Source organism: Butyricimonas sp. Marseille-P3923 (assembly GCF_900184685.1).
Classification (GTDB): domain Bacteria; phylum Bacteroidota; class Bacteroidia; order Bacteroidales; family Marinifilaceae; genus Butyricimonas; species Butyricimonas muris.
The window spans coordinates 828954-855953 of record NZ_FXXL01000006.1 but is presented as its reverse complement, the minus strand read 5'-3'; the positions used below and the strand labels follow the sequence as shown (position 1 = coordinate 855953).

At 44.2% G+C, this 27000-nt stretch carries 18 protein-coding genes and 1 pseudogene; 1 reads left to right on the top strand and 18 read right to left on the bottom strand.

The window, feature by feature from the left end; genetic code table 11:
- The 17 genes and pseudogenes from CS948_RS09355 to CS948_RS09280 all read right to left on the bottom strand — a co-directional run bounded on the left by CS948_RS09355 (position 1) and on the right by CS948_RS09280 (position 24893).
- Positions 1 to 1128, bottom strand: coding sequence for a retropepsin-like aspartic protease (locus CS948_RS09355; RefSeq protein ID WP_099291416.1), 1128 nt, complete (start codon positions 1126 to 1128; stop codon positions 1 to 3).
- A gap of 3 nt (positions 1129 to 1131) precedes the next feature.
- Entirely contained in the window at positions 1132 to 2829 is a 1698-nt protein-coding gene (locus CS948_RS09350; protein WP_255301975.1) for a S8 family serine peptidase, read from the bottom strand.
- Positions 2830 to 2956: 127 nt separating this feature from the next.
- Positions 2957 to 3979 carry a peroxiredoxin gene (locus CS948_RS09345; RefSeq protein WP_099291414.1) on the bottom strand — a complete coding sequence of 341 codons (1023 nt, stop codon included), beginning with the start codon at positions 3977 to 3979 and terminating at the stop codon, positions 2957 to 2959.
- Between the two features lies 1 nt (position 3980).
- A complete protein-coding gene (locus CS948_RS09340; RefSeq protein ID WP_099291413.1) occupies positions 3981 to 4949 on the bottom strand; it encodes a hypothetical protein in 969 nt (322 codons plus the stop codon).
- 11 nt (positions 4950 to 4960) lie between these two features.
- The gene (locus CS948_RS09335; protein ID WP_099291412.1) at positions 4961 to 6502 is read right to left on the bottom strand and encodes a RagB/SusD family nutrient uptake outer membrane protein; all 1542 of its coding nucleotides are present in this window, start codon (positions 6500 to 6502) and stop codon (positions 4961 to 4963) included.
- 12 nt (positions 6503 to 6514) lie between these two features.
- Complete coding sequence (locus CS948_RS09330; protein ID WP_255301935.1) at positions 6515 to 10060, bottom strand: SusC/RagA family TonB-linked outer membrane protein; 3546 nt, start codon at positions 10058 to 10060, stop codon at positions 6515 to 6517.
- Between the two features lie 155 nt (positions 10061 to 10215).
- On the bottom strand, positions 10216 to 11385 hold the full coding sequence (locus CS948_RS09325; RefSeq protein ID WP_099291410.1) for a FecR family protein: 1170 nt from the start codon (positions 11383 to 11385) through the stop codon (positions 10216 to 10218).
- A gap of 90 nt (positions 11386 to 11475) precedes the next feature.
- Complete coding sequence (locus tag CS948_RS09320) at positions 11476 to 12027, bottom strand: sigma-70 family RNA polymerase sigma factor (protein ID WP_255301934.1); 552 nt, start codon at positions 12025 to 12027, stop codon at positions 11476 to 11478.
- A 57-nt stretch (positions 12028 to 12084) separates the two neighbouring features.
- Positions 12085 to 12576, bottom strand: a pseudogene (locus CS948_RS09315) (AAA family ATPase); the annotation flags it as partial.
- 375 nt (positions 12577 to 12951) lie between these two features.
- Positions 12952 to 13359 carry a LytTR family DNA-binding domain-containing protein gene (locus CS948_RS09310; RefSeq protein WP_099291409.1) on the bottom strand — a complete coding sequence of 136 codons (408 nt, stop codon included), beginning with the start codon at positions 13357 to 13359 and terminating at the stop codon, positions 12952 to 12954.
- A gap of 115 nt (positions 13360 to 13474) precedes the next feature.
- Positions 13475 to 13600 (bottom strand): hypothetical protein, encoded by a 126-nt coding sequence (locus CS948_RS21875; RefSeq protein WP_255301933.1) that lies wholly within the window; start codon positions 13598 to 13600, stop codon positions 13475 to 13477.
- 191 nt (positions 13601 to 13791) lie between these two features.
- Positions 13792 to 14991 carry a thioredoxin fold domain-containing protein gene (locus CS948_RS09305; RefSeq protein WP_099291408.1) on the bottom strand — a complete coding sequence of 400 codons (1200 nt, stop codon included), beginning with the start codon at positions 14989 to 14991 and terminating at the stop codon, positions 13792 to 13794.
- Positions 14992 to 15218: 227 nt separating this feature from the next.
- Positions 15219 to 16823 (bottom strand): DUF4998 domain-containing protein, encoded by a 1605-nt coding sequence (locus CS948_RS09300; protein WP_141560917.1) that lies wholly within the window; start codon positions 16821 to 16823, stop codon positions 15219 to 15221.
- 5 nt (positions 16824 to 16828) lie between these two features.
- On the bottom strand, positions 16829 to 18259 hold the full coding sequence (locus tag CS948_RS09295; RefSeq protein WP_176554990.1) for a DUF4959 domain-containing protein: 1431 nt from the start codon (positions 18257 to 18259) through the stop codon (positions 16829 to 16831).
- A 50-nt stretch (positions 18260 to 18309) separates the two neighbouring features.
- Positions 18310 to 20292 carry a RagB/SusD family nutrient uptake outer membrane protein gene (locus CS948_RS09290; RefSeq protein ID WP_099291405.1) on the bottom strand — a complete coding sequence of 661 codons (1983 nt, stop codon included), beginning with the start codon at positions 20290 to 20292 and terminating at the stop codon, positions 18310 to 18312.
- A 10-nt stretch (positions 20293 to 20302) separates the two neighbouring features.
- Complete coding sequence (locus tag CS948_RS09285) at positions 20303 to 23668, bottom strand: TonB-dependent receptor (protein ID WP_255301932.1); 3366 nt, start codon at positions 23666 to 23668, stop codon at positions 20303 to 20305.
- A gap of 193 nt (positions 23669 to 23861) precedes the next feature.
- On the bottom strand, positions 23862 to 24893 hold the full coding sequence (locus CS948_RS09280) for a FecR family protein (protein WP_099291403.1): 1032 nt from the start codon (positions 24891 to 24893) through the stop codon (positions 23862 to 23864).
- A gap of 165 nt (positions 24894 to 25058) precedes the next feature.
- Between CS948_RS09280 and CS948_RS09275 the strand changes: the two genes are divergently transcribed.
- Positions 25059 to 25604 (top strand): RNA polymerase sigma factor, encoded by a 546-nt coding sequence (locus tag CS948_RS09275; RefSeq protein WP_099291402.1) that lies wholly within the window; start codon positions 25059 to 25061, stop codon positions 25602 to 25604.
- Here CS948_RS09275 and radA read toward each other — a convergent pair.
- Positions 25599 to 26966, bottom strand: coding sequence for a DNA repair protein RadA (gene radA, locus CS948_RS09270; protein ID WP_099291401.1), 1368 nt, complete (start codon positions 26964 to 26966; stop codon positions 25599 to 25601). The genes CS948_RS09275 and radA overlap by 6 nt on opposite strands.
- Between the last annotated feature and the right edge of the window lie 34 nt (positions 26967 to 27000).

The window sequence follows — 27000 nt, the reverse complement described above, 5'->3', positions numbered from 1 at the left end:
TTAATAAATAATCACTTTCTCCCCCTCTCGAGTTTGAATCGTCAATTTTGTTTTCTTTTTTGCCTTCAATTCCGGGATTCCGTTAAGGATGCTCTCGCAAAAATCATATTTCCCGACAGGCTTCCCGTTAATTTTAAGCACCTTGTCGCCCATCTCCACGACATCTTTCATATCTCCCCACACGGCTGCAACCACCAGATCACCGTCTTTCACCTGCAATCCCACGTTATGAGGTTTCTCCCCCAACTCATTCTCTGGCTTATAGGATTCAAAATAAAAACGGGCACGGGGATAATCTATCGTCACCTTACCGTAATCCAGTAATTTGACGCCTAACAACGTGTAAGGAGGCGTGGCAGTTTCCGCTATCACGTTCTTGAATTTAGTCCCCGCCACGGATAACAACGGGAAGTTCACTCGCCGTGAAACACGCTCCGCGGCTATTCCCCCCACGCCGATAGAACCCACGCTACGCCCCTCGGACAAAAATTCATAAGCGGAGCCGGATGGCAATGCCTCGAAATCGGATTCCTTCAATGAAAGAAATCTCGGGCAACCCGTGTCAAACAGGCAAATAATGTTGTGTCCGCTTCCCACTTGGAGTGATATAACAGGCATTCTCGCTTGCATGAAACGAGCCATTTTCCGAAGCGACACGCTAGACTCTTTCTCGGCGGTGGTGATGGTCACGGTCTTCTTTTGCCCGTCGATCACCACGATTGATTGCGCCAACAAATCGCTCCCTATCAAACCGTCGATCGGAAAACAAGCCAAAGGCGACGGTTCCGGCAGTTTCATCGCCGGCACATTCTTGAAACGAAACACGTTATCGGGGGTTTCTATACTATCGATCTGCACAAGCGGGTAAAATGACTTGCGCCCGTTCGCGTCGGTCACTTCCAAGGAATCCGTCACTGCCAGCCCGTACTCCCGACAAAATTCACCCGTCAAGGTAGTTCGGGATGCCCCCGTGTCGAAAATAAACGAACGTAGAGTCCCGTTCAATTTCATCTCCACAACCATCTTGCCCCCGACCATCCGGTAGGGCAATTCAGCCTTGTATTGCTGCGCGATCGACGGGAAAACGCTCACGCAAAGCAAGCATAGAATGATAATCTTGTATCTCATAGCTTATTTGCTTAATTTATCAGCGGCTTTCACGGCTTCCAAAGCATTCACGATACCACCGGAAAGGCACAATTGTTCAAAAAGATACAGGTCTACGGCATTCTTCCCTCCTCTCGTGACGTTCTTTTCCAATTCCACGCCCTTCCGGGAGGTCACCGTCTGTAACAATATATCACGAATCTGGCTACCCGTCAATTTCGGATAATACGTCTTAATCAAAGCCGCAACACCCGCTACCATGGCGGAAGCCATCGGCACGCCATTCCCGTACTGGTAGATATCTCCCGTGCAAGCGGACAATACTTTTATCCCCGGGGCGTAAATATCCAACTCCTTCGCCCCGAAATTCGAATTCGCGGACGGCATTCCTTCTTTGTCAGACATTCCCACCGTCATCAGGTTGGTCAATTCTTTTCCGCCATCCATCCAACGATTCGGGAAAAACGTTTCCTCGCTCATGTCACGGGACATCTCGTGCACGGGGACGATAACCAATACCCCTTTTTGTTCTGCATAGCGAATCGCCTCGCTTATCCATTGTTTTTGCACCTCCGGGTACAACGAGTTCTGTTGCGGCAATACCACGACAGAAGCCCCGTGCTCCACAGCATAACGAATCGCTAAAGCCATGTCTTTCAAGTAAGGTTCTCCCGCACCGGCTTCTACCACCAAGGTCATAATTCTCGCTTGTTCAGCGATGGGATTGTTGCGTCCTTCCACATCCCGTTGTCCGGCAATCACCCCCGCGATCATCGTCCCGATAGCGGCATCCGCAGTCAACAACACGTTATTCCCGTACGCGCGATCATTTATATCCAGATAATTGTCACCCACGATCGCTTGACGCCCGTCATTACCGTATCTCGCTACCGCTTGCTCATATTTCTTTTTTTGATCCGCAAGATAAGTCTCCGACAAAAAAGCATCGCGATTACGCTCCCACTCGTCATTTTTCATCATATGAGCCCTCATTTGCAACGCCGCAATCATTATTCCCCGGCTTGTGGGATCCTCTGCTGTTTTAGGCGAGCACATCTTCACGACATCTTCGACCGTGAATCCTGTCTTTTTTAGGGAAACCGCCCGTACCTCCCGGTCGAACAGCCCCATGTAATACCGGGAATTATACACCGAATTTATGGCTCCATAAGCCTGCAACAACCGGGACTCCCCCCGAACCACGGAATTGAAGTAATTATATTCTTCCATATTCTCGGGTGTAGCACACTCCTCTCTTTTCCCGCTGACAAAGGTGTAAAATTTACCCCCGTCTTTCATGATATCCCCGTACTTGTCTTTCAGGCGCAAGAACTCGCGTTCTCCCTCCCGGTTCACGGACGGCATCACCTGCCCGTCTTTGCCCCCGATGAAATTCCAGCCGTTCACGTCGTCCACGTACCCGTTTTTATCGTTATCCTTCCCGTCGGCTTTCTCTTTCGGATTCTTCCAGATATTCGCTTTCAACGCCTCGTGCTCCGTGTCGATACCCGTACCGATAAGTGCCACGATAGGTTTTGCTTTCGCTTTCTTTCCTTTCAAAAATTCATACGCCTCGTTTACACCAACGCCATACACACCGTCTTTTTCAAAAGAACAATTATACCAGTCCCTATTCGACTGTTTTTGCTCTTCCACCTTTGAATTTTGTTTCACCAATTGAGCCTTTGCCGCACTACCAATAGCGACCAATACACTCATCATCAAGATTGTAAAATACTTTTTCATCATTACAGTTTTTTATTTTTTATACAAAACGAACCCTGTTCCAATTGAAAATTGAAAATGCAGAATTGGAAATCCCCTAATCCTTCAATCTAAAATTTAAAATCTAAAATTGATACGTCTTTCTCGCTTTTTCTATTGCCTTTTTCACCTCGTCGCCCCGCAAGTCACGGGCTATGATCTTACCCTCTTTATCGATTAGAACGATAAAAGGAATCTGATAAAAACCGTAGGCATCCTGAATTACATTTTGCTTGTTCCCTTTCGTGAATCCTTCCCGGTTCCACAAGGTCACCCAAGGCAGTTTATCCTCCTCGACCATCCTACGCCAATCTTTTTCCCGGTTGTCCATGGATATCGTGATAACGACAAGATCATCCCCTTTCATAGAGTCGTACTCTTTAACCAACTTTCTCGCTTCCGTGCGACATCCCCCGCACCAAGAGGCAGAGAAATCCAACAGTACCAACTTCCCCTTGAAATCACTTAAGCTCACGTCATTCCCGTCCAAACCCACGAAAGTAAAATTGTAAGCCTGCTGCCCCAAAGCAAATTTCCGGCGACGTGCCACCTCATCCACGAGGTATTTCACTACCCGCGATTCCCTCTCGTTCTCGGGAATCATATCCAATATCTGCCTGTAAGACTCGTAATCCAGATCAAAGAATCCCTTGTTCAAATACATCAACGAAACTCGTACCACGGGATCCAGTGCCGAATCGTTTTTCACGGGATTCTGGATCTCCTCCCGCCTAGAGCCCGAAGCCCTAAATTTAGCCATGATATCCATATATTGCATATACAGATCAATCCCGTCGAACTCTATGGAACTCTCTTCCGGCCGGTCTTCATTCAGAAAGCCTTTCAATATTACAGGACTATCCGTGAGGATCATCATTTCCGAGTAACTTCCGAAATGGACGTTATACAAATCTTTCTTGATACGTACCGGTTTGGTTTTGAATTCCTCTCCACTCTTCACCGAACACTCGACAATCGTATTCCCCGACAAATCGGTCACCTTGATTGTCAACGGACGTAGCGTCCGCAGTTTCCCCTTCAGGGAAAACTGCGCGGAAACGCTAAACGTCAATAACATAAATAAAGTAGATACGAATAATTTCATCATATTAATCTTCTTTCAAAGCCGCCATTCGAGTAATATCCCAATCGTATTTATCTTTCATGTATTTCACCGTGAAATCATAGTACCGGATGATCAACGGGTACTTGTCTTCCGGGTACTTGATCAATACCGAATCACGGGTGTAGCGCATTCCCAATTTCAAATAATTAGAGAAATTGGTTTTGGCATCCATGGTCAGCGTTGTCTGGAGAGGTGTGAAATCGTAAGCCGTCACGAGCATACTCCCGGGATAACCGAGTTTCATATAATAATTCTCGGCATTCACCGAAGTGCTGAATTTTATCGAATAATCGAAAGCTCCTCCCGTTTGAAAATCTGCCGGAATCGCGATCGTACCTTTATCCACCATCTTGGTCAAAATGTTTTGCAGAATAACGGTACGCCGTATCTTATACTCCCATGGGGTTTTCGGCAAATCGTAAGGCTTATACGGTCTAATGATTATACTCCCGTAATCATAGTAAGCCAAATTTTCCTCCTTCGCACGGAAAGAAAACGCCCAATAATCCAATCCGCCCCAAAAACAGAGCAAAGGAGCGTATCCGCCTGTAAAACCTCCTGCTTGACGAAGATCATCGACCAAATAGATATAATTGGGTAACACACCTTTACACAATTCCGGTTTCAAGAAACCAAATACATGATTCTTGAAAAAATCGGTATAAAATATCGCGTACTCGTCACTCAAGGGTTCCCCGTAATATTTTATCGTGAACGTCCCGGACCAAGCTTGATTCAAATCCAAGGTATCGAAAGCCGTGTAAATGGGAATCGTTCCGAAGGTATTCGCGATTTCCAACAAATCTTGATCCCAAGCGTTATTCCCTTGAGGAAATTCAAAACGACTGATACTGGAAGCATCCTCAGAACGGGGATACAATTTATCCTCATCGTTACAAGCAACTAACGTTGCCAACAAGAATATCAAACTAAAGGCATACTTGTATTTCATGGTTCCTCGTTTTATTGTAATGTTTTCTCGGTTGTTAATTTATTCTGAGTCAGGGCGGAATTACGCTCTATCACGTTTACAGGGATCGGCAAAGTGTAGGCGGCATCACCCTCCTCCATCACGTACTTGCCTAAATTTACCCCCAACTCCACCCAGCGACGCTCGAAACGAGGCATCCCGTAACGACGCAAATCAAACCAGCGCTGTCCCTCGAAACAGAGTTCCCGACGACGTTCTTCCCGAATAAAATTCAACAGCTCCTCGCCGGAATAATTTACCTCGTAATCCGTATCCGCCGCGTATCGCTTCTCACGTAAATCATTTATCATTTTCAAAGCCAAAGATTCGTCCGTGTCATAGACGGCTTCCGCGAGTATCAAATAAGCCTCCGACAAACGAAGTGACATACCGAATTCCGTTTTAGCTTTTACTTTATTATTATATTGCATCCCGCACTTGCTCCACGGGAGATAGTGCCCGGCAACCGGCTTCAGTTGCTCCGGTTTCGCACTCATCGGTCCGCGTAACTCTTCCACGAGATAGAGTGTCTTCCGCAAATCCTCTTCATCTTTATAACAAGCAATCAGATCACGGGAAACATTCACGTAATAGCCATAGGTGGTTCCATCTTCCATTCTTTCCGAACCCCCGATGATCCCGGTAAAATCCCCCGAATTCCCGTACACCCAAATGGTTTCCGGGTTATCCAATGACACGTAATTGGGATAAGAAGCATCTTCCCCTGCCGTGATGGTTGTTTTCTTCACGAACGATTTCAAGTCATACAACTCGAACCCCCAATCCCCGATCACTTTCTTCGCGTATCGGGCAGCCTCTTCCATATCCTCCATGTGCAGGCATACGCGGGCATGGAGTAATTGCACAGCCGGTAAATTTATACGGTAACCCGCCGCATTCTGTTGATCCATCGGCAAGAGCAGGAAATTCTCTTCCGCGGCATTCAAATCCTTCACGATCTGCTCGTACACCTTGGCAACCGTTTCCCTTTTCTCGAAACTACTTAACAAATTACTCGTTAATTTCAAAGGCACCCCGTCGGCATTCTTATCGTGATTGTACGGTTCCCCGAAAAGGTTTACCAGATTGAAATAATAGAACGCACGCAAAGCATAAGCCTGCGCGGCCACGTAAGCCTTCTCCTCTGCCGAGCCCTTCACGTCGTCCAGATAATCCAAAGCGGCATTCGCTCCCAAAATATACTGGTAATACTTGTTCCATTCCGAAACGGAAGTTTGCGAGGGATATAACTCAAACATATGAGGATTCCATGAATAGATGTATTGCAAACCGACAATCCCCTGAGTAGAGGTCTGCAAAATACAGTCTTCACTCATCTCGATATCATCGTCAAAAGCATGGTGAAGATTGAACAACCCCTCGGAAGTTGCTAACGGGTAAGCATCTCCCAACAGCATCTCGTTCAAAGCATTGACGTTTTTGGGCACGTATTCACTGGGAGAATCCGGTTCCAAAAAGCTCGAACAAGCACATAAACTCGTGAGCAAAATTATATTGAATAATATCTTTTTCATATATCAAATCATTTAAAAACCAACATTAATTCCTACCGAATAGGTCTTGGGCATCACTCGATTGGGCATCTCCGGGTCAAAACCGTTGTAGCGCTTGGAAGCAATGACAAACAAGTTATTCACGGAAGCCGTCACCGTCAAACTATTTAACCCGATCCGTTGTGCCATCTCGTTGTTCAATCTCCAACTCAAGTTTAATCCCCGGCAACGCAAGAATGACCGCGGTACCGTCAACGCGTCCGAATTAGCATAAGCGGTAAACAAATTATACCTGGAATTTACCGGTATTTCCATCGTGTAATTTTTACCTCCAATCACGAATCCCGGGATACTCGTGTGCGCCTCGTCACCCGGTTGTTTCCAGCGTTTCAGCAAGTCCCGGTTAAGATTATTTTCCGCATTCGGCATATAAATCCCCGTATCCAAATCACGATAGGGAGAACTCAAACGGGCAACACCCCCTAACAACAACGAAAATGAAGTTGCCAACGTGAAAGAACGATAACGAATATTCAAATTTACCCCTCCCGTGAAATAAGGGTCTTTCTGACCGGAGTATTTCAAGAAACTGGTCATGTCCCCGTTATACTCCTCTTTCGACATAATGCGATTGAACATCGCGCGACCGTTTTCAGGATTCAACCCGGCAAAGTCAAACGACCACATACTTCCTAACGGATAGCCCTTTTTCAAAATTCTTTCAGTAGTTCCGTTCAAAAATTGACCCAAATCGGCAACTTCTTTATCGACTTTCCCCCCGGAGTTCCAGTTCTTGGAAGAGTTCACGCTCATGTTAATACCGAAATTCTTCGTATTCACTGGAACGAAAGAAACCGTAAACTCGATACCTTTGTTATAGATTATCCCACCATTGACAGACATGGCATCTCTACCGTTCTCGAAAGGAATGTCCTTGGAGATAATCGCGTTGGAACGCCGGATGTAGTAATCGATATTGGCATTCACTTTACCGAAGAACTGCAAATCCAACCCGAAATTCCACGAATGTGTGCGTTCCCAAGAGAGGTTCGGGTTAGGAATAGAATTGATGGACGAATAATACTCGTTGAATATCCCCAATACCCCATTCTGGTTCAATATTAAATCCGGACTGAGATTCGTCAAAGCATTTCCCTGAATCCCCCAAGTCGCTTTCAAATTCACGTTTGTCAATACCCGTTGGTTCCGCATAAATTCCTCCTCAGTCATCCTCCATGATAAACCAAAAGAATAAGTCGGGTCGAATCGTTTATTCGTGTTCTGCCCAAAACGATTGGAGGCGTCATTACGCACGTTGAAATTAAAAACATACCTGTTTTTCAACGAATAAGCCAAGGTCGCGAAAACAGAGAAGAAATTATCCGTCTTTTCGCTCAAAGTACTTCTACCGTTGTATAAATCTTCCAATATCCCGTAACCCGTCAAAGAGGCACCTCCCCCCACGGGAACAAAATCTTCCGGCAGAGTAGGACGTACCGTCAAATTACCCCGGTCGGGTACATACCCGTAGCGTGTGTTTTGATCGTTTTTGTTTTTCGTGGAACGGGCTTCTATCGCCACCATGGCATTCAAGCGGTGATTCTCGTTAAACGATCTCGAGAACATCAATTTATTCTGGACGTTATACGAGGTTACCGTGGCAGCAGAACTGAACAGCGTTCCCCCGAAAGGCAAAAGAGCCGCACTAAACCACGGGTGTTCGGCGCTCACGGAACCATAATCATAACCCCGATACGCCGAGGCGATTGCCGTAGAACGCTCCAACGCCCACGATTGGCTGTTCGTCGTGTTGTACGAGTACCCACCAGTAAACTGATAGGTCAGCCAACTCAATAATTTCCATTGAAAATCAAAACTCAACTTCAAACTACCCGTGTTGACTTCCGAACCCGTGTTTTCCAATTCATTGAGCACGTTGTAACCGATAGATTCTACTTCTTTATTGTACTTGTATTCCAATCTTTTCCGGTAATAGGAATAACTTCCGTCTTCTTCGAATGCCGCGATGGAACGGCTTGTTGTCAAAGCATAGTTCAAGGGGTCTACCCCGTTGAACCCTTTGTTTGTTCCGGTTGTACCATTCAATGTCAAGTTCACACGAATATTATCACTCATATTCAAGGTCACGGCTGCCCGTGCAGTCAAACGCTCGGAACTATTTCCTTTCTCCTGCCCGTCATTTGAATTATAACCCACGGAAAGAGCGTAATTCACCTTATCCGACGCCCCGGTAACACTCACGTTATGATTGTGCCCGAAAGAAGTCCGGGTTAACAAATCCAACCAATCAGTGTTCACCGTTTCCAAATAATTACGTGTTTTAATAAATTCATCCGACGTCATTTCCCCGCTCTGGAACATCTTCAAGGCTCCCTCATAAGTATTAATTTGTTTTATCGGCTCAAATTTATACCTCAATCCGGCGGCAAAAGCATCCTCGCTGAATTGCACTCGTTCCTGCGAATTCATCAAATTGAAATTCTTGTATCTCGGACGAGGGGCTATCGAGAAATTACCGGCGTAATTGATAGACATACGTCCCGTCTTTCCTTTCTTCGTCGTGATCACAATCACACCATTGGAAGCCCGGGAACCGTAAATAGCCGTGGCAGAAGCATCTTTCAACACAGTAATGGTTTCAATATCATTCGGATTCAACCAAGACACCTGATTTCCAATAATTTCCTTCATATCCAAAGTCATGTTGGAACTGGCATTAAGGGAAATCGGGTCGTCCTGAATAATCCCGTCCACCACCCAAATGGGATCTTGATTTCCCAATAACGTGGAAGTACCGCGTATCTGAATTTTAGGAGTAGTACCCGCACGGGTACTGGAACTCAATACCATCATACCCGGCACCTGTCCCTGCAACATCTGGTCGATAGTGGCATAAGCAGGCATCATGATATCTTCCGCTTTCACCGTGGTATAGGAACCCACCATATCTCTCCGGTTCACGTTCTGGTAACCGGTACTGACCACGGTTACCTCGTCCATCTCGTTCACGGTTTCCCTCAATACCACGTTGATCGTGTCCTGCCCCGTGTATTTCACCTCTTTAGATTCCATCCCGATGAAAGAGAATATCAATGTCAGATCTTTCACCTCCGGCAATCTCAACACGTATTTTCCGTTCCGATCTGTCGCCGTCCCTATCGTCAACCCCTTCACCATGACGGTTACTCCCGGCATGGGATTCTTTTGCTCGTCGGTCACCTGCCCGGCAATCTTAATTTCCTTCTTTTGTTGCACCGTCGGAAGTTTACGGATCACTATCACTTGATCTACGATCTCGTAATCAAAACCGTTCTGCCGTAACACCTGATCCAGCACTTCCCGCAAGGTTACGTCCTTCAACTCTACATTTTTCACTTTTGTATTTCCTAGAATCTCCTTCCGGTACACGAACTCGTAATCCGTGTTCTCCTTGAGATATTCCAACACGTTTTCCAGCATTTCATCATGAAACACCACGTTCAATTTCTGCTCCTGCGCGTACCCCATGGCACTCGCTGTCCCGAACGTCAATAGCAGAACAAAAAACTTCAATGTCATAACTAACAGAATTTTTCGCAATCTTCCTTCCGGAAGACTACACGTTGTACTCTTTTTTTTCATACATTTGTAAAGCATTACAGTTAAACATGCATCTGCGACCAACAGATGTTTTGTAATAGGGGAATCGACCAAATTCCCCTTTTTTATTTATATCACTGGTATACAGTCACCGTTTGTCCCGATACCTTGAATTTCACTTCACCCGTTCGTTCCAGAATATCCAGAATTGACTCGAAGGAAGCATACCGTGGAATCTTTCCCTTAAAAGTAATATCCTTGGCGGCTTGATTCTGGTAGAAAACGCTGAAATCATACCAACGAGTCAACTTGGACATAATCTCTTCCAGTGTCTTATCCTCCAACACGAACATCCCGTTCCGCCAACTCACGATATCCCCCGTGTTCACCTTCCGGGTATATACATTCTGTTTCCCGACCACGGACTGCATACCGGGGGTTAATTCCAGACTCTTCCCATCGGTATCTACTTTTACTTTTCCCTCCACCAAAGTCGTGTAAACGTATTCTCCGTCGGGATAAGCATCCACGTTAAACTCCGTTCCCAGCACCTCCACTACTTGACCCTTTGTTTTCACCCGAAACGGGCGTGCAGCGTCTTTCGACACCTTGAAGAATCCCTCGCCCTCCAACTCTACCACTCGTTCCTTGCCCCCGAAAGCAACCGGGTATTTCAATTTCGACTCCGCGTTCAACCACACTTGAGTACCGTCAGCCAGTATCAAATCGAACTCCGCCCCCTTCGGTACATTCAACGTGTTGAAGGCCAATACCTGCTTACTAATGGCATCTTCTGCCAGATAAGCCAACGTCGAACCACCCGTTCTTGCCACGGTCACCCCTTCTTCCTTAAACCCGGCGGCAACACTATCCAACAGCACGACCGAACCGTCATTCAACTTCAGCGTCGGGCGCTGGGCGGAAATCAAGGCTATAGAGGGCATAGCGTCACGTTTCTCTTCCCGTTCACCCTTGAACAAGTAGAAACTGCCAACGACCAATAACACTACGGCGGCAGCCACACCAAAGCGCAATATCCTTAAACGCAATCCGGCACGGCGTTCCCGGTCGATTCTTTTCTGCATGGCATTCTTTGCCCGAATACCATTTATCTTTTTGTATTTAGCGTATTCTTCCGAAAAGAAATCACCTCTCTGCCAACGAAGAAACAACTCCTCGTTCTCGGGAGAGTTCTCCTTCCACACCTCCAACTCCCGCATCTCCTCGTCCGTGATTTGCCCGGCACGCTGGCGAGCCAACAATTTCGCTATCCGGTATTCGATTTTATTATCACGCATCATCATCGATTCTTAAATTTATCCCTATAACGCAACCTCCCCCGAATGGGGTAATAGAAAAAGCATCTTTTTTCAAAAAAAATTATAAACCTCTAATTACAAGGAAAGAAATAAGAAAGAAAATAACGTAGATTCTAGTTTTTCTCTCAGAAAATCAAGGGCACTCGCTTTGTATTTCTTGACCGAACTATCAAATAATCCCAACTTCTCGGCAATCTCCACGTTTTTCAACCCCTCGATAAAACTCATCTCGAACACCATTCTCGCTTTCTCCGGCAACTCTTCTATCGCGTTGTACAAAATCGTCTGCGCCTCCTGATCGATTACCGAATTTTGGAAAAACGCTTCATTCTCCAATTGCGATACATAACGCTCCTTTGCAGAATTTTTACGGTGAATACTAATGATCTCGTTCTTTATCGAAGTATATAAAAATGACTTGAACGTGTACACGGAGTCAAATTTTGTCCGTCGCTGCCAAGCGCTGAAAATGGCATTCTGCACGCAATCCTCCGCCAAAAATTCACTCTCCCCTCCCAAGTACTTCACGGCATAGAGAATCAGCCCGGGATATACCTCCCGGTACAACAAATCCAACTTCCCTTTCCGGAAATCAATCAATATCTGCTCTTCCCAATTCACTGCCATAATTTATATTGCAAGTATCACTCGATCACCTTCCAATCGTCCACAGTTCCCGTCGACTTCCGTTTCCAACCGGGTATCAAGCACGTCAAGAATCGGCTTGTCATACTCGTCGATAAGCACCACCGCACGCTGTCCCGTTCGCTCGTGCGACTGCTCCAGCACTTGAATAAAACGCCGTCCCCTGTCGAGGGAATTGTCCGACGCTATCCCAAAATCTTGCTCCCAACGGGATATATACCCTTCAATTACATTTTCCAACGTACCTCCCTCCGTGAAATTGCTCCCGTTGAAATCAACATGAAACACCGGGTACTCCAGCCAATCCTTCTCCAGTCCCTCCATCGCCAGTCCCTTGAAAAGCTCCTTCCGACCGAGGAAATAATTCTTCAAGGTCGACACCAAAAGACTCTTCCCGAAACGACGCGGACGACTCAAGAAATAGATCGTTCCTTCTTTCACCAGCGAGTAAATCAAGGCGGTTTTATCCACGTAAACGTAACCGTCCTCTATAATCCGGTCAAAACTCTGGATTCCTATCGGGTACTTCATTATCAAACTACTTTAAACGTTATTACAGCAAAGATACTACAATATTTCCCGTGTTCCAACACGCCAAAAAACTTTTGTCTCTTAACTAGTTCTTGCGCCAAACTAATCAAATTGAAAATAATAACAAGTAAACTAGCGCATTCCTTTCCCCTTCTCATCAAACTCTTTTCAAAAACCTTCCCGAAGGAGTTTGAAAGGAGTTTGAAAGGAGTTTAAAAGGAATTTGTTCCCTGTCTTCACCGGGATTACACCCCGTCTTCACGGGATATTCATCGGGTTTCCCCAACCTCGTGTATCGTGTTAACACCTGAAACATATTCACCGGCACCCGTCGATAAATCTATCCACGAGACCGGTGAATATTAAATTACACGATTACTCCCCGTTCCCCCTTTTCGGGTTCTCCCGGGAAGTATCCAGTATATTAAAACAAGCCAACACGTTTTTCCGGTAATAGTCCCCCAGCGGGAACCATTTCTCCCCGGCTCGCAAGGAGTTGCCCGCCCACGTGTCGACATAACGCAGGTTCAGGATAAAACCACGGTGTACACGAACAAGATAGGCGTCCAGTAGCTGCCACTCCACGCTACCCAAACGGCACGCCACGGTAATCCGGGAGTTATCTTTAAAATGAAAATAGCAATAATTACCCGATGCCTCTATCCAAACGATTTCGGCATAAAAATATTTCTTGTAATACTCGTCCTGACGAATAAACAAGCCATCTGCCACCAGCGGTGACACTCTCAAAGGTGCACTTACACCCGATAAATCTGTTTTCATTGACAATTAAATTTATGCCTCATGAAAAAATCACCGACGGGCGTAAACAATAAATAAAAAGAGGGGAGCCATTTCTCGACTCCCCCCTAGCACGCACCAAATTTATAAAACACGATTACTTTTTCTTACTCTTTTTCAATAATTCTGCCACTTCCTTGCGAAGGCCATTATCCCGAAGCACCTTGGAAACGATGCGATTCCCGGCATCAATGCTGGACGTGACAGGAATATCGTTTACCATGTAGAGGCGAACTATCTAGGATTCAAAGCATTTAAAACCAGAACCGTTCATCTTAGCTATGCTATCCAAACAGATAACATTTCGTCAATCACTCAAGTATTGTCAAGTGAAATGCTAAATGACCTTATTCACTCTACCGATAAACGAAAGCAGTAACTTAAAAATTAGTTTTGAATACTTTGAATTTTAATCTAGTGAAATAATTCTAGGTATTTTTGGGATTCTTTCAAGGCTTTCTTGGCACCACCATGTTTACGGACAGCTCGCAAAAGCAAGGATTTAAGCATATACATCTCACCTTTAACAGCACATGCTTGCTTATCAGTTCCCGGTGTCGTCGTGATAATATCGTCCAACCACTTCACCCCGGCAATGACAGCTTTATTATCCTCCATTGCCGCCAAAGAACGAATAAAAAACGAAAAATACTGACGATAAATTTGATCCGGCATTAATCCATTTTCTTTTATAACTTTCATCGTTTCCAGCATCTGTTTCCAATCCTTTTGCCTCGAAAGCATCGAAGTATTTAACCAAACTGCTGAAATATCTTTCCCGATACCATCAGCCGTATTCAAGTACTCGATAAATGCATTATAACAATCTGCATCATAAATGGCAAGATTAGGATTCATTGCAAACTCCATCGCCATACTTACCATGGCATCCGCCAACTTGGCATTCACCACTTGCCGGGCATTAGATACTTTCTCCATCTCGTAAAAAACTTCTTTATTATCCCGAACCGCTAGCAATGTTTTTGATAACGGATTATTCTCAAATTGCATGATTAACGCCCAATTAAATGGTGATATCATCTCCTTCACGTTCAAACCGTTCATGTAGTCCGATACGATTTGTTTCACTTCAGTCTCCATTCCCGCCATAAGCAATTGAGGGATGAGATTAGCAACAAGCGCCTCCGTACGCTCTCCTCCACGAAAACGTTTCATCAAGATATCCATTCGTTTATTGGTATCTACAGCCATTTCCCCCGCCTTCAAAAGTTGACTAGCATTAAGTGCTGTCACTATTTTACAAATGGGATACTCATTTTCCGGATCAATAAACAACAATGTCGGAACACTCTTCACGTCCCATTCGTTGGCATGACTGACCCCGTCCGCATCTTTCTGCATATCAAATATAACGTTCACAAAGTGAGCGTTGAAAAACTCTCCGACCTTACCCTCCGTGAATACTTCTGCTTCCAAAGTCTTACATGCTCGACTCTCTTCCGCGGCACAAACAACAAAAATTAATTTCTTTTCCGCCAATGCTTGGGAAACAATCCTGTTCCACACACGTGATGGAGCAAATCTTATTCCGGTTTGGGCATAAATTTTCCCCATCGCAAACACGACAACCAATAATATTAGTATTTTTTTCATGAACTATATGCAATTTCACGTCAACAATAAAAAATTTGAGAATGCCAAAATCTCCCCCCTGGATCATAAATTCGAAAGGCCTATAAAGTCACAAGGTCAAATGTACTTGTTGAAAATCATTATCTTTATTCGTTTATTGACTTTATAAACTTTAGAAGCCGGAGACTTGACTTTACTGACAGGGAGTGTGCCAAAATGAATTTTGACACACTCTCATAATAAATCATTTATTCAGGCCATCCGCTCCCTATCAATGTCAACTCTGCAAGAGCCGCCCGCATCTGTCCGGAAGTATTTCCTTGATGTGCAACATCCTGTATCATAATCTTTAAGTAACGGGTATTCAATATCGGGTTTTCTACCTCATCTTTCACCGGAATTAAAGTGGTTTCATTAGGCGAGGTTCCCAACTGCACGGTGTAATCCTTCAAAGCCCATACCCAAGGTCCTTCTGCAGAACTTCCTGAATATACCCGTATAAATGGAATTCTAAAATGTATACCGGTCGAACTCGCCGGTTGAACAAGCCGAATTCCTCGAATATCCTTGTATTCACCCAGATCAACCAAAATCTCATGAGTACGCATCGTCAAAAACGGTCTCACCCCGATATTTGCCAACCATTCCGTTTTGGAATCATTATCAAACAAATTCATGATATCCCTCATGTCCGTCACCGGATCCGACTCACATTCCCATCCTCCGCTACCCGGAATGATATATTCAACTCCTGCCGGAAAAACCGGATTACCTTTCTTCACGAACCAATCCGCCGCATCATCAATAAAATAGTGGTTATTATACTGATTTACCTCTAATTTATTCTCTTCACGCAAAATCTCCATCGCCAAAAGACTAAGTGTATGTTCTTCAACTTTCGACTGATATTGGGTAACCTGGGCATATTGTTCCATCATGTACCTATTTTTACCGAGATTAATAATTTCCAAGTCGGGAAAATATAATATATCCTCCATTGAACTAAGATTATAGTCCAAATCCAACTTTTTCACACCGACAAGATGTTCAAGCCTCAGCGAGGACACACCTAACTGCATCGCTACCAATGCCTCGAAATCGGCATTCATGATAAAGGTCGATGTATTGACCTCCACGTTAGGCAAAGGAAGTTGCAGTCCGGGAAGCGCCTCGATCTCCCCCTCCCGGTAAATCGTGATTTTTTTATCAAAATTAACATCACGAAGCCAATGATAATTCTTTCCATCCGGCAAGAATTTCGGGTCATCCTCCGTCCCCACTCTCTCTCTTTTAGGCGTCCAAAAAGATTCTATAGAACTCCCATTCTCGTAATACCCGATTTTAAATGAGGCCATATCTTCTGACCATTTATCCAAAAATAACAGTAAATCATCCCCTCTTTTGAACTGTTTCAATACCATACTGGAAAAAATAGTCAACTCCTCATGGTCCAGCGTGTAAGGACGAACATAAACCGGACTAGCAAGCGATTCCTGCCGATTCCCATTGACATCAACCTTTCCCACCCCGCAAACAGAAATGCTGTAAGTGAAGTTTCCCAATCCTTTGAGAGTATATTCCGTCGCATTCTTATCGAGCAATTCCGACCACGAACCGTTGTCATTTTCCCACTTGATCAAAATAGAATCCCGCTTGGGATCATCCTTGACAGTCCAAGAAAGATTCACTTCTTCCCAACCGGCTTTCGCCTTCACGTCATAACAAATAGTTAATAATGATTTCGGTCCGTCACCGGCATAATCCGAATAGGTATCCTCAAGATCCTCACAACTTGTGAATGAAATCCATCCCATGACAAACATGGGTAATATCCTGTATAATAGTTTCTTCATGATGACTACTCTTTTTTAGCATAAACTTCAAACTCATGAAATGTCACGCGTCCATTTACATCGTCATAAACTTCGTGAAATTCTAATTTAAGATAACGATATTGCTTACCGGTAAATTCAATCGGTACAGACAAAAAATAAGGACCTAACGCCTCCACCTCTACCAAACTTTGCGTGCGAGGTACATAATAAACCAAATACGACATATCCGGATTCATCTTTACTTTATCCGGATCAGCAAACCAACGATCGGATATTCTTGTTCCTTTTTGTTTGAATTCTCCGATCTTTTCCCAAGTTCCGGAAGTTTTCCCGTTAGCCGGATCATAATCGCAACAACCATAGATAGAAAAATTTGAAGGCAATCGACCATAGTATACGTCCTCTGCACCCATATTAAAATTATTGCTTTGAGACCCTTGGAATAAGTTTACCATCGCATAAAGACGCACTTCTCCTATCACCGTCTCATTTTTAATATCGATAACAAAGAAAGGCTGCTCCTCTCCTTCCATCGGCACAGCACCTACATCCGTAAGAAAGGTAAATTGATTCGCCCGCTTCAATATTTCATAATATGTTTTCGCTCTCCTCGTACCTTTGATATCCCCATCAAACAAGTATTTCCATCCAAATTTATTTGTAGTAGCAGAAGGGATTTCGTCATCACCACCCAAATCTATCTCTATTGATTTTTTGAACGGATCGTAAAACTCGAAATTGGCATTCGGTAACTTTACTCTTTCCATAGTAACAATATCGGGATACACTCGATGGCGAACGACCTTGGCATTATGGTCCAACGTCTTTATCACTGCCGTCACCTTGCCATCCTTTAACTGCTCCTTCTGATTATCGGAAATCGAGTAACTTTTCCGATATTTACCCTGTTCCAACGTGAACATATCCAATTGAACCGTATCTTGTAACTTCGTGAACGGATTTATTCCGATAAATGACACTATAACGGTCCCCTCCACGTTACCCGTCAAATCGGAAGAAATCGAGAATCCGTCCCAGTAAGAGATCACGTCGAAAGCCTGCCGATTGTCCGCATGCTCATCCAGCACGGCGTACATGGACGACGCTTTTGTATCCACCGTCATCTCGATCGGAGTCGACTCATTGTAAGATCTATCCAACAAAGAAACCTTTATCTTGACTCCTTGATGAGGTTTATGAAATCCGCTCAACACTATAGAATCGCTCGCTACATTGCCCATACGGGTAATCTCCCCATCAAACTCACTCTCGTATACCGCCTTGACCAGATTTATCTCTGGATCATCGAATTTATAGTAAAGAATGGCTCCGCCCTCTACCGGCACCAATCGTAACTTGTCGGAGTCCACCACAATTTCGAATTGCCCCCCATCGTCGTCCTTACACGCAAACAAGCCACATATAAATGCTAACAACAATAATATATTCTTCATCATTTCATATTTTTAATCATTCAATCTGAAATCATATATTCCCCGATGTATCACCACCCAGGATTTTGCACATTACCCGAAATCATCACTTCCTCGCTCTTCAACGGCCACAAGTAATCACGCGGAGCCAAGAACTGGGCACGCCCCCACATTACCTCCGGCTCTCTGTAACTATTGTAAAATTCCCGTTTCGTTTCCGCCAGCACATTCCAACCTTTCGGTTTATCGTTCAATTCCAAATGAGCCGTTTTCCAACGGCGTAAATCCCAGAATCGATGGCCTTCGTACATAAGTTCGATGGCTCTTTCTTGACGAACGATCTCCTGCATACCTTCATACGTGTTCACCTTATTCGGCTTTTTAGAATACCGGCTCCATGATTCTTTTACCCCCAAAAGTCCAGCCCGTTCACGTATTTTATTCAAACATTCGAATATCCGCATGCTGTGCGCCCCTCCGGGACCTTTATCGTATTCCAACCAGGCTTCCGCCGAAATCAAATACAATTCCGCCAAACGAATATTCACCGTTTCGTGTATATTCAGCCGATTCAAGCCAGCTAAATATTCAGATGTTGCCAACTCACTTCGAGTTCCTTTTTTCACCCAGTATCCGGTAAGATTCTGTGGATAATCCGGATTTATCGTTCTCTCTTTCAATCCAAAACGCTGTCCCCTATAAGACTGAACCAACACGATATCACCTTTCATCGTTCTATCCGACGAAATGGCTGGATCCGGTCCCATTTGCCAATAAGTTCCCGGCGCCGCAATGCAAGCGTAGAAGCGAGGTTCCCGTCTCAAATGCAACCTTAGAACATCCTCGTTAAGAGGGATGATATTCTGATAATTTACATCCGACTCGCGTCCCATCTGATACCTTCGGTTATAATCCCAATTTATATCCTCATCAATAGGCACTCCATTACTCGAATAAAACATCTCAACCATTTTCATGTTGGCAGCAAGATCTCCTTTAAAATAAGAGCCCCAATGCGTGTCTCCATTCTCGTCTGATGTATTTCCGGTAGTACCCAACATTGGGATTTGATTCACCCAAAGCGTATTCCTTCCGTCCACCACATGTATGGCCTCCGTCGATTTATAACCGGGAGCCCAAATGGACAGTTCCACATCGCGTATTACGTTTCGCAATTTCGAATCTTGATTGTCACTTCCAGAAATTAGTTCATACCCTTCCGCCACAAGTTCAGAGAGCAATTGGTCTGCGGCCTCGGCAGCCTTCCGCCACTTTTCAGCATCATACTCCGTCTCGAACAACGGCTCACCTTTCATATTCCTGAAATCTTTATAAAAAGCCCCATTCCCGTTATAAAGCGGTGAGGCAGCATAAAGCAACACCCTTACGCGCAGTGCTTTTGCGGCTTCCTGTGAAAAATAAGAATACATACTTTCTTTCTTGTCTTTCTGTTTCGGGAGCAACACGCTCGCCTCATCCAACAGATGAACAACCTCGTTGAAACAAGTATCAATATGCTGTCGAGCCTGACGCAAATTCTCCGATGATTCCCACACCTCTAAATTCTCATCCACAATGGCAATAGGCCCATAACGCTTGATCAATTCAAAATAATAAAACGCTTTCAAGGCTTTTACGATACCTGTAAACTCTCCCAATTCACCATCCTTTAAATTCGAGGTTTTATCTATATATTCCAAGAAAGTATTACACTTACGAATCAAGTGCCATATCCCCGAAGTTGTCCATCGATTATCGTACGGTTGCATCACGTTCTGATCACCATCCGCAATCAAAAAAGCAGCGTAACGATCTCTTAATCGTTGTCCTCCAGCATATTCATCCGCCCCCAGAATTGCCATGTTCGAATGCTCTCCATACACTAAATCCTCATATATTTTATGACAGTCCACCATCCATTGAAAGGCTCCTGTTCTAGTTTGGAAAATGTCATCAAGAGTCTGAATATCCTCTCTCGGGACAATATCCAAGTAATCTTTACAGCCGGTAAACGCTAGCAAAGAAACAATTACTCCTATAAATATCTTTTTCATACATTAAAAGTTAAAAACTAAGATTAACACCTACAGAATAAGTTCTTTGTATCGGGTAATTGAATGCACTATTACCCAATTCTACATCCCATAAATCAAAATTACTGATGATAAACGGGTTATTGGTTCTGGCATACACTTTAAGCCGTTGTATCTTGATCTTCTCCAACCATCTCTTAGGTAAATTATACCCCAACTCCAATGCCGTGCAACGCAAGAATTTTACTTCGCGCATAAAATACGTGGAATAACGGGTAGCCTCCTGTCCTGCCACATATTCCTCTTTATTATGAGCCTCGATTCCATCCGGGGAAAGCCGAGGCCACAAAGGTCTCACTTTCATATTATCGGGCGACCAATGATCCTCCCAAATATCTTTCAACAAAGCATTGTCACCCACAAAAGGCGATAACGCCGACGCACTCATAAACAAAGACCGTTGCCCAGAACCTTGGAAAGAGAAATTAAATTCAAAATCCTTGTAAGCTAGCGTACCAGAAAAACCGTATATAATTCTCGGAGTGGTAGGGAACCCTATGTGCGTGGCATCATACACATCAATCACACCGTCTTCACTGATATCCCTATAACGAATATCCCCGGGCATCACGTTACCTGATTGCTTCGGAGCAGCATCTATTTCTTCCTGACTCTGGAACAAGCCTTCGGCGATATAACCGATTTGTTGCGAAATATCGTGTCCTTTTTTCATCTGCCACACGGGTTTATCAAATGCCTCGTCCAATTTGAGATAGGTCGCTTTGCTATACGTGAATGTTCCACTCAGGATAAACCAGAAATCAGGATTAAACAAATGTCTCACGTTTGCTTCCAAATCTATCCCTCGCGAACGAGCCTTTCCGATATTGGCCTCAGGATTCAAACCAAATCCTGCAGTGGCGGGGATCGTTGTTCTGAACGAGAGTATATTATGACGAACTTGTTGATAGGCATCGATATTCAATTCAATCAAATTTTTAAATAACTTGATTTCTGCCCCCAAATTAACCTGTTCCGCAATTTCCCACTCGATATACGGATTTTCGTATGCACGTATTGTGTACTCTTTCGTGTTTTTATTTTGGATTATGTTGGGAAGGAAAAGAAAACGATTTCCACGAGTTCCTCCAATACCGTCATTCCCGACTTGCCCATAAGACAATCGAAGTTTCAAATAATCGAGCCACCTTGATGTCGACTGCATGAACGGCTCCTTGGAAGCAATCCAAGCAGCACCAGCGGCAGGGAAAAATCCAAATCTTTTATCTTTATCAAAACGTTCGGAACCATTATAGCCGAAACTACCTTCCAAATAATAACGATTCTTATACCCATAAGAAAGTCGCATTGACAGTCCCATGTTTCTTTGGGGAATCGCAGATAAAATATCCCCCGGATGAGCATTTGACTTCTGCGACAAATTAAATACTGACGTGAAACTCGTCGTGTGGTCTCCCCACACACCATTGTGTAACAGGTAAAATTGTCCCTCTAGACTAGTTGATCCTGAAGACGAACTCTCCCCCGTTTGCAAAGTACTCCTTGCATCCTCTTTCAAAGACTGAAGTTGATGCTTCCCGGTTTGATGATCATAATCGAGTAATCGGTACATATAGGGCTCTGTTACAAAAGGAGTTACATAAAGCCCTTCTTGATAAATGGATAAATTACCACGCAATTCCAATCCTTTCAATAACAAGGACAAATTTTGAATATATTCAATACGATTCACTGAAGAATAACGTCTTCTCTCGATATAACCGTATTGCATCTCCATGTAAGGATTTGGAGAATCTTTCGTAACCCCACCGAACATCAAATGTGGCCAATTATAGGTTTCATCTGGTTCATACATCGCCGCATAATCCACAGGAGAAGCCTTAAATGCCATTGCATAAGCTCCAGCAGCACTAGATACCGGTCCCTTATACTGGTCAAGCGTAGTAAAAGAAGTCACCACAAGTTTTGCCGACTCTGTCATGTTCACATTCAAATTAACACGTAAAGAAGACTGATTATTCCTTACATTGACATCAAAATCATTCAATCTGTCCGATTTAAAACGCCCTTCATCATAATTATGGTTAAGTGAGGCGTAATATTGAACTTTTGAGCCGCCCCCACGAAGATTCAATCCGAAATGATGGTTTATTGCCCTTTTCCGAAAAATCATATTATACCAATCGTTAGCCGGGTAAAGCCACGAGGGGAAATGCGGGTTCCCCGTGTTATTTATTTTATCAGCAGAATACTTCGGTCCTTGCTCGGGATAACGCCCCATGCTCGCTTCATTATACGCAATCATATAGGTTACCGGATCCACGACATCAATTTCTCGGGTCGCTTCAGCCATGATTGCCTCATAACGGATAGACGTATACACGTTACCTTCAACACCCTTTTTAGTCGTTACAAGAATAACTCCATTTGCACCACGCGCACCATACATCGCCGTAGCAGAAGCATCTTTCAGCACACTGAATGCCTCAATATCCTCAGGATCAATACGTGCCAAATCAAGTTTCGAGACCTCCACTCCGTCTAAAAGAATAAGCGGATCAATTTTTGCATTTTCTCCGAACGAAGTGATACCCCGAATATAAAACTTAGTGTTCATCTCCTCTTCAGTAAGAGCACCCGGAAGTCCGCCAGTTTGCCACGCAATCATTCCCGGAACTTTCCCCGCAAAAGTTGTTGTCAAATCACTATTTGAACTTTTCAGAGATTCCGGCCTGATCGTGGTTATTGCAGATACGATACTCTCCCGTTTCTGTTCTCCAAATGCCACCACAGTCACCTCTTCCAAATTTTCCTCCGTGGGATTCAAACGAGCATTCAATTTTTCTTTTCCGTTAATATCAATCGTTTCGGTCTTGTAACCGATAAAGGAAACCCGTAACACATCATCCGGCTTAGCCGCTATCGTGTAGTGTCCCTCCGCATCAGAAGCCACTCCTTGCGTCGTTCCCACGATAACGATTGTCGCACCGGCAATAGGATTTCCTTTCTCGTCCACGATACGACCGCTGATTTTTATCAAATCTACCGGTTTAGCAACTTTTTTTCGCTCTATAATAACTACCCGATTCTTCTCAAAAATAAAATCATAAGGACTATTTTTCAACAAAATCGTGAGTGCTTCCTCGACAGAAACTTCTTTTACGTCTATTGTAAACTTCCTGTTTTTATCTACTTTCCCGTTACTCTGAAAACCATAATCCACTCCTGTTTGCCGATTGATTTCTGCAAGGATTTTCTCCAAAGTAGTATCTTTCATTGAAATAGTCACCTTTTTCTGGATATCATCCAAAATAAAATTCGTTGTCCCATACATATTCAACGGTATGAAACTAAGCGTTGTGAATATCAATAACATGCACAACATACTTTTTTTTAGCGATAGATGTACCGCCCTTCCTTTTTTTTGCATAAATTTGTAGTACTAATTAATTTAAATAGTAAATAATATTTACTGCATCAATGTCGCGATCAATAAAGGTCCAATTTTATAAGACCGCGATTTTGTCTTGAAGATTATCCCGCCTAGCGGGATATCTTTTTATTCTCTGTTACTTATTTACAATGTAATGCCCCCTTTCCTTTATGAATTTACAATTTGTCATCAACTCGATAAATGAAATCACCTCCTCTATCGAAGTCTTTTTGTTCAGATTCATGGTAACCTCAATCATCGTAATATCAGTTTGTAGCTCAAATTCAACCCCGTACCAAGCAGAAATATCCTCCAGTACAAGATTCAACTTTTTATCCTGATACTTGAACACACCATCCATCCATGCAGTAGCATAACGTGTATCCACCTGCCTAACATCGACATTCCCGGAAGTTGCGTTATACGATACTTGTTCGCCGGGAACAACTTTCACTTCCTCCCGACCGGGTGACCGGAATCCGATTTTTCCCTCCACCAATACCGTTTCTACGGTATTTTCACGGGAGGTCTTCACATTGAATTGAGTCCCGTAAACCCAGATTTTAGAATCAGAAACACTTACCTCGAAGGGCTTTTCCGATTTGGTCACATCGAAATACGCTTCCCCGGACAACTCTACCTCCCGTTTGTCCCCGACGAACTCAACCGGGTATTTCAAGCGGCTTCCTGCGTTGAGCGTTACCCGAGTACCATCGGCAAGCGTAACATTATAAGTGTACCCGGCAGGAATCACAAGCGTGTTGTACTCGATCTCCCGAGTATTGTTCACGGCAGAATCATAAACGATATGATTCTCCTCTACTCGAATATTCGATTCGTGAATTGTCTTTTCTACATTCTCTTGTTTCAGGTTCACGCTGTTTCCCCCGGCAAGAATCAACGTGGGAACTACGACTTTGTTTTCGACTTTCACGGTCTTGGCAACTTTCACAGGTTCAACGCTCTTGTGTTCCTCTGTCCACAACAAGGTGAAAATGATACCGAATAATATCACAGCCGCTGCAGAACTTGTAGCCCATATTATTTGACGACGACGCTTCATCCGGCGAAGCCTTTGCTCGAAGCGACGCACAGCCGCCTCAACCTCTCGGTCCGAGGGTATTTTTATCGTATCAATCAATTCGTCTATATCTCTTTTTGTTTTCATATCTTATGCTTTTACCCATATATAAACCGAAACCGGAAAAACTACCGAGAGAAACTACATTTTTTTTCAAAATTGCAAGAATTCCACGATAAAATGGTGATAAGATTGGCGGATAAATTATTACATCTTGCGAAATAATATTATTTTTGCAAAAATTGAAGGAATATGACACTTCACTCAGACGAGTCGGATGATGCACTTTTGAAATCGTTCAACCAACGGAATGCCCATGCATTCGGCGTTGTTTATCGTAGGATATACAGAGAGCTATATCTATATGCAACTCGTTTGTTTGAACCTCTCAACATCCCGTCCGAAGATATTATCCAAGATGTCATGGCCGATATATGGAAGCGAAGTTCTGTTCAATTTCCCACGCTGGCATACATTAAGACATTCTGTTTTATCGCCCTGAAAAACGCATACAAGAATAAATTAAAACATTTGGGACACCAGCAACGTTTCGAATTGGAGTGTAAAGTAGAATATGAATTCTCGGACGATATGGAACGTGTAGAGCTGTACAAAACCCTGTACGATTCCCTTCAAATCCTGCCCGAAGATTACGCCACAGTGATTCGTATGTATCTCGAAGGTTGGAAACCGGAAGAGATTGCATCAAAACTAGGTATCGCTCTCCAAACCGTCTATAATAAACGGCGGGAAGCGGTCATCATCCTACGAAAACACATGGTGGATAACAATCTATGAACCGAACAAATCCCTGCAAATATCTCCTATTCGGGACACGAATTTCACGTTTATATGTGCCGGAGTTTTGACAAGAGCCTTTTTATTCCCCGACGGCACGAATATCTGTTGAAACCCCAGTTTCTCGGCTTCCAATACTCGTTGCTCGATACGACTAACGGCACGTATTTCACCCGAAAGCCCGACTTCCCCGGCAAATACCGTGTCCGACGGTATCGGGGCGTCAATATTCGAGGAAAGTACAGCCATAACCACGCCGAGATCCAAGGCAGGGTCACTCACCCGAATACCTCCCGCGATATTCAGAAAAACATCCTTTGCCGCCAAACGAAATCCTACCCGCTTTTCGAGCACCGCCAGCAACATATTCAAACGACGGGTGTCAAAGCCCGTCGCGGACCTCTGGGGCGTCCCGTAAGCAGCCGTGCTTACCAATGCCTGCACTTCCAACAAAATCGTTCTGACGCCTTCCATCGTGGCGGCAACAGCCACCCCGCTTAAATTCTGGTCATGATTGGAAAGGAGCAACTCGGAAGGATTTGCTACCTGACGTAAACCGGATTGCAGCATCTCGTATATCCCGATCTCGGACGTCGAACCGAAACGGTTCTTCATGGAACGCAGGATACGATACATGTGTTGTTGGTCACCCTCGAATTGTAACACGGTATCCACCATATGTTCCAAAATCTTGGGACCGGCCAGTTGACCGTCTTTCGTGATATGCCCAATCAATATAGTGGTAATAGTATTTTCTTTGGAGAAACGCAACAATACATTCGTGCATTCCCGTATTTGTGAAAGACTTCCCGGGATAGCATCCACCGTTTCGGTAGACAACGTCTGAATGGAATCGATAATCAACAGTTTCGGTTCCAGTGCACGGGAATGTTCCAGCACCGCTTCCAGTGAATTGCCGGAAAGAAACAAACAATCGTCATTCTCCGCACCCAAACGTTGTGCCCGCATCTTGATCTGGGATACACTTTCCTCTCCTGACACGTAAAGCACCTTCCCGTTATGATTATGCAAGGCAAATTGCAAGATAAGAGTGGATTTCCCGATGCCCGGCTCTCCGCCCAACAAGATCATAGAGCCCGGTACAATTCCGCCTCCCAACACCCGGTTCAATTCCCCGTCGCCCGTATCCATCCGTTCGTCGGCATTGGTTTTCACCTCCGATAACCTCAACGGGCGGGAAGAACTATTCCCGATAATAGAAGCCGCCCGTTTCCCCTTCACGGAAACTTCCACTTCCTCCACAAAACTATTCCACTCCCCACAAGTGGCACATTTCCCTACCCACTTGGATTCTTTCGCCCCGCAATTCTGGCAAACGTAAACGGTCTTAGATTTCACCATAACAATTGAAAATTGAAAATTGAAAATTGAAAAT

Excerpts from the sequence above, each read along its gene's own strand:
- CS948_RS09355 (WP_099291416.1), bottom strand. The coding sequence starts at position 1,128 with ATGAGATACAAGATTATCATTCTATGCTTGCTTTGCGTGAGCGTTTTC.
- CS948_RS09350 (WP_255301975.1), bottom strand. The coding sequence starts at position 2,829 with ATGATGAGTGTATTGGTCGCTATTGGTAGTGCGGCAAAGGCTCAATTG.
- CS948_RS09345 (WP_099291414.1), bottom strand. The coding sequence starts at position 3,979 with ATGATGAAATTATTCGTATCTACTTTATTTATGTTATTGACGTTTAGC.
- CS948_RS09340 (WP_099291413.1), bottom strand. The coding sequence starts at position 4,949 with ATGAAATACAAGTATGCCTTTAGTTTGATATTCTTGTTGGCAACGTTA.
- CS948_RS09335 (WP_099291412.1), bottom strand. The coding sequence starts at position 6,502 with ATGAAAAAGATATTATTCAATATAATTTTGCTCACGAGTTTATGTGCT.
- CS948_RS09330 (WP_255301935.1), bottom strand. The coding sequence starts at position 10,060 with ATGACATTGAAGTTTTTTGTTCTGCTATTGACGTTCGGGACAGCGAGT.
- CS948_RS09325 (WP_099291410.1), bottom strand. The coding sequence starts at position 11,385 with ATGATGATGCGTGATAATAAAATCGAATACCGGATAGCGAAATTGTTG.
- CS948_RS09320 (WP_255301934.1), bottom strand. The coding sequence starts at position 12,027 with ATGGCAGTGAATTGGGAAGAGCAGATATTGATTGATTTCCGGAAAGGG.
- CS948_RS09310 (WP_099291409.1), bottom strand. The coding sequence starts at position 13,359 with ATGAAAACAGATTTATCGGGTGTAAGTGCACCTTTGAGAGTGTCACCG.
- CS948_RS21875 (WP_255301933.1), bottom strand. The coding sequence starts at position 13,600 with ATGGTAAACGATATTCCTGTCACGTCCAGCATTGATGCCGGGAATCGC.
- CS948_RS09305 (WP_099291408.1), bottom strand. The coding sequence starts at position 14,991 with ATGAAAAAAATACTAATATTATTGGTTGTCGTGTTTGCGATGGGGAAA.
- CS948_RS09300 (WP_141560917.1), bottom strand. The coding sequence starts at position 16,823 with ATGAAGAAACTATTATACAGGATATTACCCATGTTTGTCATGGGATGG.
- CS948_RS09295 (WP_176554990.1), bottom strand. The coding sequence starts at position 18,259 with ATGAAGAATATATTATTGTTGTTAGCATTTATATGTGGCTTGTTTGCG.
- CS948_RS09290 (WP_099291405.1), bottom strand. The coding sequence starts at position 20,292 with ATGAAAAAGATATTTATAGGAGTAATTGTTTCTTTGCTAGCGTTTACC.
- CS948_RS09285 (WP_255301932.1), bottom strand. The coding sequence starts at position 23,668 with ATGTTATTGATATTCACAACGCTTAGTTTCATACCGTTGAATATGTAT.
- CS948_RS09280 (WP_099291403.1), bottom strand. The coding sequence starts at position 24,893 with ATGAAAACAAAAAGAGATATAGACGAATTGATTGATACGATAAAAATA.
- CS948_RS09275 (WP_099291402.1), top strand. The coding sequence starts at position 25,059 with ATGACACTTCACTCAGACGAGTCGGATGATGCACTTTTGAAATCGTTC.
- radA (WP_099291401.1), bottom strand. The coding sequence starts at position 26,966 with ATGGTGAAATCTAAGACCGTTTACGTTTGCCAGAATTGCGGGGCGAAA.